Below are 13,448 nucleotides of genomic sequence, written 5' to 3' on the forward strand. Positions count from 1 at the left end.
AAGTTACTCACCGTTTCATGTTAAGGAAATCCAGTTGAATACCTGCATCTGCAGAGGGTATTTGCGTGGACATGAAGGTCAGTACGATGTTATTAAACACTATGAAACTATAGTATTTAAATTAATAACGATGATGAAAACTACAATTTCAGCTAAAATTGCATGCCTGATGACCTCAGTAGTATTACTGGGGGGAACGGTATCTGCGAACGGTTCAAAGCCACTTCCCAGAGAGGGCATATGGCGTGGCGTATTTAATGTAAGTGAATCAAAAGTCCCGTTTAATTTTGAGTTTAAAGGTAAGGATCCTAAGACAGCCATCTTAACGCTGATTAACGGAGCCAGACGTGACGATTTTCATGTTGAACGCCTCGGAGCGGATTCAATTTATGTAAAGATGAACACTTATGACGCTGCGCTGGTGGCAAAACTCGAAGATAATGGTACGCTGACGGGCGAATATCGCAGCCTGGTTCCTGGATTCCGGGGTAATTCTTTACCCTTTGTGGCAGAATATGGTAAAGCCTACCGTTTTGTAGAACCCGGGAAAGATGTTGCACCGAAACATGACATTTCAGGTAAGTGGGAAATCAAAACCTATACTAAAGACGCAGTTCCTGCATCAATTGCCTTGCTTAAACAGACCGGAAATAAGTTAACCGGTGTAATTATGACTGTGGTTGGTGATACCAGAGAACTCGAAGGTACAGTTCAGGGTGATGAATTTGAATTATCAGGCTTTACCGGGCCGAGTCCGTTTATTGTAAAAGGGAAAATTAATGATGACAATAGTATCTCTGGTGAACAGGGTTTTGGCATCTATAAAAATGTGAAGTTCGATGCGCAGCGTAGTGAAAAAGCAGCGCTGCCGGATCCTTATAAATTAACCTTCCTTAAAGAAGGATATAATAAACTTGAATTTACCTTCCCCGATCTAAATGGTAAACAGGTTTCTTTAAGTGACGAAAAATACAAAGGTAAAGTAGTTATTATTGAGACAATAGGCACATGGTGCCCTAACTGTACAGATCAGACCGTATTTCTTGCACCTTGGTTTAAGAAAAATCAAAGTCGTGGAGTAGAAGCAATCGCTATTGGCTTTGAGCAAAAAGATGATCTGGAGTATGCAAAATATACCTTAGGTACATTGAAAAATAAGTATGGAATTACTTATGACATACTTTTCGGTGGAATTGCCGATAAGAAAGTTGTTGCTGAAAAGTTGCCTGCGCTGAATAAATTTGTGGCATTCCCTACTACAATTATTATTGATAGAAAGGGTAATGTCAGAGAAATATATACCGGTTATACCGGGACGGTTACCGGAAAGTACTTCGAGGAATATGAGCGAAAATTTAATAAAGTTCTGGATGAACTCATTGCTGAGCCTGTACCCGAATCCCTAACCGTAGCCTATAATAAAGGAAAATAGAGTCCCTGGCTATCCAAATAACCTCAGTTTAATATAAACCAAAAATTTTTTATTATGAAATATCATGTGTATAAAATACAGGTGCTAGCCCTTGCTACGCTTATTTCTTCCTCTTCTCTGGCATTCACAAAGACTGTAGAAGACCCTAAAACAGCCAGGAAATTTATTAAAGAAGGCATCTGGCGCGGCGTTTTCAAAGTAAGTGAAAGTGAAGTGCCTTTTAATTTTGAACTTAAGGGTAAAGATGTCGAAACGGCAACTTTTACCTTACTAAACGGGAGCAGAAGGGACGATTTCCATATCCAGTATCTAGGTAAAGACTCGCTTTTTATTAAGATGAATACCTACGACGCTGCCCTGGTAGCTAAAATAGAGAGTGACGGAAAAATAAGCGGCGAATATAGAAGTCTGGTTCCGGGCCTTCGTGGTAATGCACTTCCTTTCACTGCAGAGCAAGGGAAGGACTATCGATTCGTGGAGCCAGGTAAAGACGTTGCGCCAGCAGCCGATCTGACAGGTAAGTGGGAGTTTAAAGGCTTCTCAAAAGAAGCTGTACCAAATAAAGTTGCCGTTCTTAAACAGGTCGGTAACAAACTGACCGGTGTGGTTATGCAGGTTACAGGGGACAGCAGGGAACTGGAAGGAACAGTACAAGGTAACCAGTTCGTATTATCTGGATTTAGTGGGCCCAGCCCCAGAATCTACAGAGGTACGATCAATGAAGATGGAACCTTATCCGGTGAAATAAGTCAGGGGATTTATGACAACCTGAAATTTACAGGTGTAAAAGATAGCAAAGCCGAATTACCGGATCCTTACACATTAACGTCCTTAAAACCGGGGTTAAAAAAGCTTGCATTTACATTTCCGGATTTGACTGGTAAGCCGGTTTCCTTAACTGATGCTAAATACCAAGGAAAGGTCGTGATCGTAGAACTCGTGGGTACATGGTGTCCGAATTGTACCGACCAGACAGTTTTCTTGTCACCCTGGTTCAATAAAAATAAAGAACGCGGTGTTGAAGCGATTGCCATTGGATTTGAACAGAAAGATGATTTGGAGTATGGTAAATATACCCTGGGTAAACTGCGTGATAAATATGAAATCAAATATGATATTTTATTTGGCGGGTTAGCAGACAAACGCCTGGTTGCCGACAAATTACCAGCACTTAATAAATTCGTCGCCTATCCTACAACCATTATCATCGACCGTAAAGGTGAAGTGAGAGAAATTTATACCGGCTATACCGGAACAGTTACCGGACAGTATTATTCAGAATACGAGAAGAAATTCAACAAAGTACTTGATGAGCTACTTGCTGAGCCTGTACCACCGGCAACTTATTTTGCTACGCAGACTGCCAGCAGATAATAACAGAATATTAAAACTAAAAATCTCAGATATGAAACAAATTACCACCCTGACTGCAGTTGCAGTAACAACTGTCTTTGTGCTTTCTTCTTTTACAATTGCGCCCAGGTATGCTTCTGCGGGTTCAGTTACCAAGCTGGAACTAAGTAAAAAAGCTATATCCTTTAAAGTGGATCCTGGCCAGAGTAAGCTGACATGGCTTGCAAAGAAAGTTACTGGTGAACACGCCGGCACTATTCAGGTACGTTCAGGATCACTGGAAGTAGATAACAACGTACTTAAAGGAGGAAGTTTTGAACTAGACACCAAGACAATCACAGTTACCGATATCCAAGACAAGGAGGGCAATGCAAAACTCCTGGGACATCTTAAAAGTGATGACTTCTTTGCGGTAGAAAAGTTTGGTACGGCGAAATTTGTAATCACTTCTGCACAAAGTAAAGGTTCAGGACTATATCAGATCAAAGGGAATCTAACCATTAAAGGCATTACTAATGAGGTGACCTTTCCGGCAAATGTAACCGTAGATAATAATAAACTGGTTGCTAAAGCAAAGATCAAAGTAGACAGGACCAAATATGATATCAAATTCAGGTCTAAAAGTTTTTTTGAAAATCTGGGAGATAAGACCATCTATGACGATTTTGAACTCGACATACAGCTTGTGGCCAATAAATAAAATTGGTGATCATTCAGATACCGGGCAGGGTTTTCCTGTCCGGTTCCTACAGCAGCCTTAACGATTTGGATTTTTTGATTTGACAGCTAAAAAAATAAAATGAGAAGACCTAAAATACTTATTTCCGTAGTGCTCACCACACTGGTGTTTATCATTGCAGGCTTTGGTGCCGATGATCCAGATGTGATTAACAGTAAAGAACGCCTTGGAGAAAAACTGTTTTTTGATCCGATCCTTTCTAAAGATAAATCTATCAGCTGTGCGTCCTGCCATAAACCTGAATTTGCTTTTGCTGATACAGCGACCTTCAGCGTGGGAGTTGGAGGAACAATAGGCTCGCGGAATTCTCCTTCAGTTACCAATCTGTCTGGTCGGCCGAACCTGTTCTGGGATGGGCGGGTGTCTTCATTGGAAGAGCAGGCTTTGCAGCCCATCATTAATCCGGTCGAGATGAATCTTCCAATTGCTGAAGCGTTGGAGAGGTTGCAGAAAGACCAGACCTATGCGAAGCTATTTCAGAATATATTTAATGCTGCACCAAACCAGAAGAACCTGTTAGCAGCAATTGCAGCCTATGAACGTACGCTGGAAACCTCAAACAGCCCTTATGACCGTTATATCGACGGGGATGATAATGCTGTTTCCGAATCGGCAAAACGGGGCCGGCTGTTGTTCATTGGAAAAGCAAATTGTAATAATTGCCATTCAGGAGAAGATTTTACCGCAGACCGTTTTAAAGGTATAGGTTTATTTAATGGCGCCGATTTAAAAGATGCCGGTAGATTTGAGGTGACCAAAAACCCTGAGCACGAAGGGCACTTTAAAATCCCTGGGTTAAGGAACGTGGCTTTAACGGCCCCTTATATGCATAATGGGATGTTTAAAACACTAAAAGACGTCATTAAATACTATAATAACCCTGACGAGTTTATTAAAAACGGGAAGAACCGGGACCTTTCGCTGAGCAGGCCTCTTGGACTGACAGACGTTGAAATCAACGATCTGGAAGCCTTTTTGGTCACTTTGACAGACGACAGGTTTAATAAAAAATAACCCTTATTTTTTTCTATTACCAATCTGATTTGCTGTGTTTTTAGGCGGATTAGCCACAGGTATGTCTATTTTAAATACGAATAAATGAAAAGAAAACTACTCTTGATACTAATTTTGGGCACATTAATATCCACCCATATTTTTGCTCAGCAAAGAACACTTACCGGAGTGGTTGTCTCTGCCGACGATAAACTGCCGTTGCCCGGCGTTTCTGTAAAAGTGAAAGGACTGGATGGGGCCGCTGTTACCAAACAGGACGGCACATTTAGTATAGTTGTCAGAAACGGCCGGTATCTCCTGGTTTCTTATATCGGTTATAAGTCGGCGGAAGTAGAAATTGGTACAGCTACAAAACTCAGTATTGCTCTGGAGGCCGCAGACAATAACCTTAATGAACTTCAGATTGTGGGCTCACGTAGCGCCAACCGTACTAAACTCAATTCTCCCGTTCCGGTAGATGTGATTGACCTTAAAACCTTGCAGCAATACTCACCGCAAGCGAGCGTCACCCAGTTGCTGCAATATGTGTCGCCCTCATTTCACTCCTCTGTTTCTGGTGGAGGTGATGCGGCCTCGGCAACTTCCACAGTACAGCTTAAAGGTCTTGGAGTCGATCAGGTTTTGGTGCTGGTCAATGGAAAAAGACGCCACAAAAGCTCAAATATTAGTTGGGGAGGTCTAGGAAATGGAGCAACAGGATATGACTTAAATGCTATTCCTGTAGGGTCGATAGACCGCATTGAAATTCTCCGGGATGGTGCTGCTGCACAATATGGGTCAGACGCCATTGCCGGAGTTATCAATATCGTATTGAAAAGTAATGTTAATGAGCTTACAGTAAGTACTTTGGGTAGCATAAGAAGAAGGGGGGACGGGCTAACGACACGTACCAGTGCCAATTTAGGTACGAAATTAGGTTCCCGTGGCTTTCTGAACCTTACGGGTGAATATGCAACACAGGCTGTCTCTTTACCTTCAGGTAAAGACGGAGACGGGCTTTATATCGGGCCGGCTTATGGCGGCGGAGCCAATACCCGCGGATTTGATCAAATATACACCCGGGAAATAGATGACGCGATCATTTCAGGCAGGGGGATAGACCGAAATCATTTTGATACCCGGGGATCTACCAATAAATCGAAAGACGGTTTGTTATCCTTTAATGCAGCCGTACCGCTCGATGATAACTTTGAGCTGTACTCTTTTGGCGGGATTAGCCACCGAAATTCTCAGTTTACTGCTGTTTACAGATTACCAGGCTGGACAGAGCGCAATAACACATTTGTTTATCCCGACGGTTTCCTGCCGGCAATGGATAATATCATCACTGACCTTTCTTTCGCTGTAGGTGTGAAGGGAAAGATCAGGGAATGGAACGTTGATATTTCCAATGTATATGGAAGAAATGCCTTCGATAACCTGATCAGTAATTCACTAAATGCAAGTTTAGGCCAGAAAACCCCGAGAACCTTTAATGCAGGTAGTTACAACGCGTCCCAGAATAGCGGTAGCATAGATTTTTCAAGGAAGTTTGACAAAATATTGAGCGGATTAAATGTAGCTTTCGGTGGTCAGTACCGGGTAGAGACTTATCAGATTAAAGCCGGAGAAGAAAGCTCTTACTCCAAGGCCGATCTGAGTCCAATTTATAAGGTGGAATATACTACAGGCGGAATTCCTTACTTTTCTGCTGCGGGTAGCACTCCTTTAAACGGGCTTTCTCCCGGATCGCAGATACATGCAGGTTTTCGGCCTTCCAATGAAGTAGATGTCAAACGCTCTATCTCAGCAGCCTATGCAGATCTTGAGTTAAACGTCACGAAGAATTGGCTGGTTTCCGGTGCTTTCAGAATAGAAAACTATGCAGATTTTGGCAGCGTAAGTACCTATAAAGCCGCGACAAGATACAGTTTTGCCAAATGGCTGGCTTTAAGAGGGGCGTTCAATACCGGATTCAGGGCACCAGATCTGGCGCAATACTATTATACGGAAACTTCTACTACCTTCCAGAACGGTGTAGCCATCGATCAGGTCACAGCAAATAATGTTAATCCGGCGACTAAAGCTTTGGGAATTCCATCCTTAAAGCCCGAAAAATCTAAAGGTTATTCTGCTGGAATTACTTCCCAGCCATTGCAGAATATAGAATTAACACTGGATGCATACAAGATAGATATTGAAGACAGGGTCGGCAATACCGGTCGTTTTTCGGCCACAGATACTAATTTACCGGAAGACGTAAGAGCACTTTTCGTACAAACAGGTACAGTGCAGGCCAAATTCTTCTATAATTCATTCAGCACCAGTACGAAGGGTATCGAATTTACAGGCAGTTATAAATTCCTGTTACCGAATGGCGCAAATGCAGCCTTTTTAGCAGGAGGTAATTTCCAGAAAACAAAATTGACCAAAGTAAATACACCAAAAGGGCTGGAAGCTTACCGCTACATCATTTTTGACGAGAGTGAAGAAGTGCGGGTTACTTCAGCTATTCCGGCTACAAAGATCACTTTGCAGGGGACATATAATTTCAAAAAGCTAAGTCTGCTGGCAAGAGCAGTTTATTTCGGATCTGTAAAATCGGTTAGCCAGCTGAATGCCAATTTTCCCAGACCCGATTATTATTATCAGGTATACAGGCCTATTTGGGTTACAGACATATCTGCCGGATATAGAATTACGCCTGTTTTGCAGGCAACCATTGGCGTAAATAATCTATTCAATGAGTTAGGAGACTATACCATACCTGCACCAGGAAGCAATATTACCAGAAACCCTTCACCCGGTTCAGTTCAGTCTGGATCCAGTGCCGGTGTCCAACCATTTATCAGGTTAGCCGCCAGTTTTAAATAATAGCTGTAATGCGATAACATTGAGCTTCATCAACCTTAAAAAATAAATATACCGATGAGATTTTTAAAAAAATACAAATGGATCCTGGCCTTTCCAGTGCTGGCTTTGACATCCTGCAATAAGGCAGATTATCTGGATATAGATGCGGGTGACAGAACGCCTTTAAGTGCTAAAGTCAAATTCGTTAATGCGCGCCTTTCCTATGTTGCTGTAAACTTTTGGGATTTTACCAGGAAAGTCACACCAGGTCTGTTGCAGAGAAATACAGCATCCGGTTATCTTGATACCCAGTTCGGGAAGGTGCAGTATAACCTGACAGAGGGTTCCAGTGCATCCTATAAAGCTTCCTATGTTTTTGGTGGGAGCGCTAATTTCATACAGGAAACCAATACTGCTTCTTTTGCCGGACCGAACGGACCCATTGCAGATTTTGCGCATAGCCTGTTCGCAGTAAAAAAGCGTTTAACGAGCACACTGAATCCAAATAATACAGACAGTCTGATTTTGGTTTATGATGATCTTGAAAGGCCTGCAGCGGGTAAAGTAAAAATAAGGTTTGCTAATTTCTCACCCGACGCACCAAAGATTGACTTTAGTTATGCTGCCGGTACGACAATATTTTCCGGAGTAGGGTATGGTAATTTCGGGGATCAGGTGGTTATACCATATACGGCTGGTAAAGCTCCGGCAATAGTGGAGGGATTAACATGGAAAACATTGGGGCCCTTTAAAGAAGTAGACGCAGGTACAAACCTGAATTTCCAGATTAAAAATGGAACCGATCAAACTGTTATTCCGGTCAGTAAGAATGCTTTGTCCGGCATTACCCTGGAAGATGGTAAGATATATACCATCTTTATCAACGGACTACGCAGCGGCTCTCCGGAACTTAGTGCAACTATTATCTTGCATAATTAATTAAAAAGCGGGTGTATCATCTTTTTTAAAATGATACACCCGCTTTATTCATGTTTTTATCTTGAAATATCGTTTAAGTTTTTGCGGGAGTAAGCCTTTCAATAACAGCGATGCTGGTTCCGTTGAAACAATCGTCCTGACAGTTGTCTGCTGAAAAACCAAAGACAGAAATCATACCATTGTTTTTCGCTTCGAATGTAGTAGATCCATCTTTTTTTCTGCCTTGTAACAGCACTTTTGCCCGGTCATAGATCACATCGAGTGTAAGACTTTCAGCGGCCTCTGTATGTGTATTTAAAGTGCTTTTATCTTCTGTCCATTGCTTATGTATGGTTACCTCGTGTGACGCAGCACCACCTGAATAGGTCTTGGCAGTATAAGAACGTCCTGTTACTTCGCCATTAACCACAGTTATCTTTGTTTCTGTACGGTACCCCGTCCAGGAAACGGTGCTTACGGTATAGTAATAGCTATTTTCAGAGGTAGCTTTGAAGTCTGTCCAGGCTCTGAAACTTTTATCGTAGTCGTTTTCATATTCGAAATCATTTTTCTTACAGGAGGTAAATAAGGCAGCTGTAATAAACAAGATTAGTAAGTAGTGGTTTCTTTTCATATTTGGTTGGTTTTAAAAGATAAACGACGCCAAAATCGTTTGCGCTACATCAACTGAAATATTTTTCGAATTGCGTAAAAATCAGGGGATTTTTTTATTCAGGACATTCTGTATTTATATTTTTAAGCGCCCGGTTCAGGCTGCGGATCGTTACGCCCATGTAGGCTGCCAGGTCATCTTTTGATAGCGTAAGACCTTGTCTGGCTTGTAATTCAAGTATTTTCTTTAGTCCGAATTCTATCGTATATAATTGTTGTGTAGATGCCCGCGTACTGGTGTAAATAATTCTTTGTGCCATTTCTTCCAGTAACAGCCGGTTCAGACAAAGATTAGTTTCCATCAGATGTTTAAAGAAAGGATACTTTATTGTGTAAGCTGCCAGCGGAGTAATCGCTTCGACACTACACAGACAATTGTTGTTTTTAATCACTTCTATTTCTCCGATGATTTCACCCTCACTAAGAAATTCAACAATATATTCTTTTGCATTCTCTTCAGTGAAAAAGCATTTGGCGATTCCTTCTTTTACGATAAAAACCTGCGTAGACCGTCCGTCCTGTTTGAGCAGCAAGTCTCCCTTAGCATAATGTTTCAGGCTAATAGCTTCCTTGTGGGCTGGGTTATTGTAGAGTTCTTCAGTAAAAGAGAGAAAAGAATGATTGGTGCGTAACATATTTTCAGGGTTAGGACAAATGTCCTTTTCTAGACTAAGCTGATTGGCGAATATTGCATTTAATAATTGTAAAGATAACCATGAAACGAGAAATTAATATAGCCACCTGGAAACGTAAAGATCATTTTGAATTCTTTTCCCGTTTTGAGGAGCCATTTTACGGCGTAACGGTAAATATAGATTGTACCAATGCGCACCGATATGCAAAAGAAAGCCAGCAGTCGTTCTTTTTAACTTATTTGTACCTGGCACTAAAAGCTGCAAATCAAATCGAAGAATTTCGCTGCAGAATTGTTGCAGACAAAGTATTTATTTATGATCAGGTGAATGTCGCCTCAACTGTAGACCGGCCGGATGGGACATTTGGATTTTCTTATGTAAATTATCAGCAGGATCAGGCACTGTTTATCGCCGATGCCATACAGATTATGGAACAGGTCCGTCAGGGAAGCGGTTTAAAAATGGCAGACGCTGATGACCATGTAATTCACTTTTCTGCCTTACCCTGGATTAATTTCAGCTCCCTTTCTCATGCCCGGAGTTTCTCGGTTTCGGACAGCAGCCCGAAGATCTCTTTTGGTAAGTATACAGATGAAAATGGTGTTAAGACTATGCCGGTATCCATTCACGTAAATCATGCGCTGGTTGACGGTTATCACGTCGGACAGTTTGTAGCCGGATTTCAGAAACTCATGAATCAGGTCGGTTTAGCGGACGATTTTCTCCTGCAGCAAAACCTCACCCCAATTGTTCAGACTCCATAGTGATTGTACCAGCTGATCTCCAACTGATGTCAGCTGGTATTCTACTTCCAGCGGTTTAAGACGGGTAATTGTTTTATTAATAATGCCGCTTTCTTCCATTTCCTTTAACTGACGTGTTAAAACCCTTCTATTGATACCAGCTATTTTACTATAAAAGTCTGTCGGTTTTTTTATTCCGTGGTGCAGGTGCCAGACGATGGGTATTTTCCATTTGCCGCTTATGGTATTTACTGCATGCTCCAGCGGACATATTTTGTTCTCAGAAACACGTATTTTACTTTTCATGTATGCATATTTTATAAGAAGGGTTAGGACAAATTTGTCCAGTATTGATTGTTTCAAGTAAGCGTCCGAATTTAGCATTTCTTAATTTACCCTTATCAATGAAAACAATTCAAACCACAAGAAAAGGTGCAATTCGGTCCAAAGACGTTCCCGTAGAGATACTTCAGTTGCTCAATAACGGAACAATTGAATCGGTTAATTTGACGGAATGGCTCGCTGTTAATCACTTTGAATTACTGGAACACGTGCTATCTGGTTATCCGGAACAGCTCCGGGTTTGCCGGCATAACACGGCGCAGCTAAATTCACCCAGTGTTCGCCAGCTGATCATAGAAATCGGAAGAACGCTATCGAAAGAAATGTTCTCAAACCCCAATCCTGAATTGTTCAATTATCTGGTGGGGCATCCATCTGATAGTGTCCGTTGCTGGGCGGCCTATATTGTTGGTTTTAATCCCTTAAAAAGTTTGGGAGAAAAGTTATCGGATATATACGTTTTGGCAGCTGATAAACATTTTGGTGTTCGGGAAATTGCATGGATGGCTTTGCGGGATGACGTGAATAATGCACTCCCGGCGGCTGTGAACCTGCTCAAGGAATGGGCTATCTCTGATAATGAAAACATCCGGCGTTTCGCTGTAGAAATCCTGCGTCCTAGAGGAGTCTGGTGCAAGCATATTGAGCTTGTAAAAACTAATCCTGAAATCGCTCTGCCTGTATTAGAAAGTGTTAAAGCTGACCCTTCCGAATATGTAAGATTATCAGTAGGGAACTGGTTAAATGACGCTGGCAAAACTAATCTGGATTGGGTGTTTCAACTCTGTAACAGATGGGCAAAAGAAAATCAGTCAATTGAAACTTCTAAAATTTTAAAAAGAGCAAGAAGAAATCTGTAATCTGAGTAGGTAAATGGCTCGATGTTCTCCGGTGGACATAAAAACGGTATGTTCATTTATTTCAATTAAATGAACATATGGCTTACGATAGAACAAAACCCTTCAATGACCTTCCACTTTTGCCACCTTCGTCTATTGTATCAACGAAGACCTGATCCAAATTCTTAAGGGATAATCTTTAATTACGGCATTTCGATAATACTCTGCGGATTGAGTTCCTTTTGTTTGACGATATTAAACTTATACAGCTCCTCTGTAGTCACCAGTTTACGGGTAGATTTTTCAATGTCTGTACCTTCCTCAGACCACAGGTAAGGACGGAAGTTATAGGATTTACTGCCATCCAGATTTGCGATAAACTGATCCCAGCTCGACCATCTCAGACCTTTATAGAATTTAGAAAGATCGCCTTCAAAACAAAACAGGATAAATTCACTGTATCCTAAATGCAGAGGCTCCCATTTCAGGCTGTTTGGAGCGAGGTAATAGATGTTTTTAAGATCATCACCAAAAGCACCATAATTAATGGCGAAGAAACCACCTACTGCATCATCGGCAACTAAAAGGTAACTCGGGTTGTCGCCATAGGCCTTAATCGTTTTTCCTTTATTCCATTCCGCAACTGAGCGGTTCAGCCTGATACTCCCGGAGCCGAGAATCCTCAGCCAGCCCTGATCGATCATGATCCCACCGGTATTGTAAATAACTGCACCTAATGTTGAGTATGTAGAAACCTGCGCATTAAATAGAGCCGTTTTAGCCAGGCCGGGGGTAACTTCCAGAATTTCCACTTTATTCTTCGCTGTTGCCAGCCATTCCTGAACAAGAGGCCAGGCAGGATCAGCGGAACTAGTTAGTTCTTCGATACTCTGCAGTTTCTGCTGAGCGAATGAAGGGAAGGTAAACAAGATTATAAATAATATAGAGAGAGATTGGATAATGCTTTTCATCGGGTCGGAATAGGATGACTAATTTATAAAGCCCAAATATATAATGATATTCTATAGAAAATGTGTTTTCGTTTTGATTAGCGGATATGTTAGGTCGGAATCAGTTCCTGGGGTCTGATTCCCAGTACTTTGAAAAAGGTATTGCTAAAAGTTGAGACACTATCATAACCCACCTGAATAGCGACGCTTTTGACATTTTCACCTGGATTAGACAGCAATTCGGCAGCTTTTATAATCTTAAACAGCTTGATATAACCGGCAACCGTGATTCCCAGATCCTGCTTGAATAACCTTTCCATGGTTCGTGCCGACAAGTTAAAACGGGCGGCCACTTCCGGAATCTTTATTTCCTGGAAATAATGTTCCGTCAGATAATCGATCATGGTCCTGATCCTCGGATTTTGCGGGACAGGTAACACTAATGGGAGGGAAGACTGAAAAGTAAATGGTAAAATTCCGGACAGTGCTTTTAGAAAATCAGCCTCCAGTGGGTCAAAATCCTGTAGCCTGGACCATTGCTGTGTAAATAAGATCATTTCCCGGAGTACTGGGGAGGTGTGAAAGATTTTCAGATCCTGAAAAAAAGGATCAGTTCCGGATTTGCTAAAAAAGATGCACCGCAGATATACGGGGTTTACCGGTGCGGAAGTCCGGTGTAATAAACCCGGCGGAACCCAGGCACAATGATGAGTCGGTAATAAATAGATCCTGTCGGCTGTGTGGAGGTATTGAACGCCCTTTTCAACATAAATCAGCTGGCCCATTTCATGCGCATGCCACTCGTCGGAAAACTGCCAGTCGGCCTCATGCCACACATAAGCTTCTTTTTCTATACTATCTACTGTCAGGTGGCAGAATCTCGCGCGCTCCATATGTCGTATTATAACATGCTATTGGCAAATATAGATATTAATTGACAAATCATTAGTGCGAGCTTTGTCCTGTTAAATTTTTTAAT

The 13,448-nt window shown here is 41.8% G+C and carries 13 protein-coding genes; 8 read left to right on the plus strand and 5 right to left on the minus strand.

Going from position 1 to position 13,448, the window contains the following annotated elements; genetic code table 11:
* The first annotated feature begins 130 nt into the window (after window positions 1–130).
* From BLR53_RS11850 to BLR53_RS11875, 6 genes are all read left to right on the plus strand, one after another.
* Window positions 131–1,432 (plus strand): peroxiredoxin family protein, encoded by a 1,302-nt coding sequence (locus BLR53_RS11850; RefSeq protein WP_218122981.1) that lies wholly within the window; start codon window positions 131–133, stop codon window positions 1,430–1,432.
* A 54-nt stretch (window positions 1,433–1,486) separates the two neighbouring features.
* Complete coding sequence (locus BLR53_RS11855) at window positions 1,487–2,806, plus strand: peroxiredoxin family protein (RefSeq protein ID WP_074589935.1); 1,320 nt, start codon at window positions 1,487–1,489, stop codon at window positions 2,804–2,806.
* A gap of 31 nt (window positions 2,807–2,837) precedes the next feature.
* Window positions 2,838–3,485 (plus strand): YceI family protein, encoded by a 648-nt coding sequence (locus BLR53_RS11860; protein ID WP_074589937.1) that lies wholly within the window; start codon window positions 2,838–2,840, stop codon window positions 3,483–3,485.
* Window positions 3,486–3,584: 99 nt separating this feature from the next.
* Window positions 3,585–4,538 (plus strand): cytochrome-c peroxidase, encoded by a 954-nt coding sequence (locus BLR53_RS11865; protein WP_074589939.1) that lies wholly within the window; start codon window positions 3,585–3,587, stop codon window positions 4,536–4,538.
* Window positions 4,539–4,622: 84 nt separating this feature from the next.
* Window positions 4,623–7,391, plus strand: a complete 2,769-nt coding sequence (locus tag BLR53_RS11870) for a TonB-dependent receptor (RefSeq protein ID WP_074589941.1) — start codon at window positions 4,623–4,625, stop codon at window positions 7,389–7,391.
* A 54-nt stretch (window positions 7,392–7,445) separates the two neighbouring features.
* The gene (locus tag BLR53_RS11875) at window positions 7,446–8,309 is read left to right on the plus strand and encodes a DUF4397 domain-containing protein (RefSeq protein WP_037438679.1); all 864 of its coding nucleotides are present in this window, start codon (window positions 7,446–7,448) and stop codon (window positions 8,307–8,309) included.
* 73 nt (window positions 8,310–8,382) lie between these two features.
* On the opposite strand, the gene BLR53_RS11880 is transcribed toward BLR53_RS11875, so the two are convergent.
* Together BLR53_RS11880 and BLR53_RS11885 are read right to left on the minus strand one after the other, a co-directional pair.
* Window positions 8,383–8,922 (minus strand): hypothetical protein, encoded by a 540-nt coding sequence (locus tag BLR53_RS11880; protein ID WP_037438681.1) that lies wholly within the window; start codon window positions 8,920–8,922, stop codon window positions 8,383–8,385.
* 94 nt (window positions 8,923–9,016) lie between these two features.
* On the minus strand, window positions 9,017–9,595 hold the full coding sequence (locus tag BLR53_RS11885; RefSeq protein WP_074589943.1) for a Crp/Fnr family transcriptional regulator: 579 nt from the start codon (window positions 9,593–9,595) through the stop codon (window positions 9,017–9,019).
* An 80-nt stretch (window positions 9,596–9,675) separates the two neighbouring features.
* Here BLR53_RS11885 and BLR53_RS11890 point away from each other — a divergent pair, with 80 nt between their 5' ends.
* On the plus strand, window positions 9,676–10,359 hold the full coding sequence (locus BLR53_RS11890) for a chloramphenicol acetyltransferase (RefSeq protein ID WP_074589945.1): 684 nt from the start codon (window positions 9,676–9,678) through the stop codon (window positions 10,357–10,359).
* Here BLR53_RS11890 and BLR53_RS11895 read toward each other — a convergent pair.
* Window positions 10,303–10,644, minus strand: coding sequence for a winged helix-turn-helix transcriptional regulator (locus BLR53_RS11895; protein WP_037438748.1), 342 nt, complete (start codon window positions 10,642–10,644; stop codon window positions 10,303–10,305). The two genes, BLR53_RS11890 and BLR53_RS11895, sit on opposite strands and share 57 nt — an antisense overlap.
* A 98-nt stretch (window positions 10,645–10,742) precedes the next feature.
* Here BLR53_RS11895 and BLR53_RS11900 point away from each other — a divergent pair, with 98 nt between their 5' ends.
* Window positions 10,743–11,540: a DNA alkylation repair protein gene (locus BLR53_RS11900; protein WP_074589947.1), complete on the plus strand. Its 798-nt coding sequence runs from the start codon at window positions 10,743–10,745 to the stop codon at window positions 11,538–11,540.
* Between the two features lie 182 nt (window positions 11,541–11,722).
* Here the strand turns inward: BLR53_RS11900 and BLR53_RS11905 are convergent, their stop codons facing one another.
* Both BLR53_RS11905 and BLR53_RS11910 read right to left on the minus strand, forming a co-directional pair.
* Window positions 11,723–12,490 carry a DUF2625 domain-containing protein gene (locus BLR53_RS11905; RefSeq protein ID WP_176763537.1) on the minus strand — a complete coding sequence of 256 codons (768 nt, stop codon included), beginning with the start codon at window positions 12,488–12,490 and terminating at the stop codon, window positions 11,723–11,725.
* 89 nt (window positions 12,491–12,579) lie between these two features.
* Window positions 12,580–13,362: an AraC family transcriptional regulator gene (locus tag BLR53_RS11910; RefSeq protein ID WP_074589949.1), complete on the minus strand. Its 783-nt coding sequence runs from the start codon at window positions 13,360–13,362 to the stop codon at window positions 12,580–12,582.
* Window positions 13,363–13,448: the final 86 nt, after the last annotated feature.

The organism is Pedobacter antarcticus (assembly GCF_900103515.1).
GTDB classification, from domain to species: domain Bacteria; phylum Bacteroidota; class Bacteroidia; order Sphingobacteriales; family Sphingobacteriaceae; genus Pedobacter; species Pedobacter antarcticus.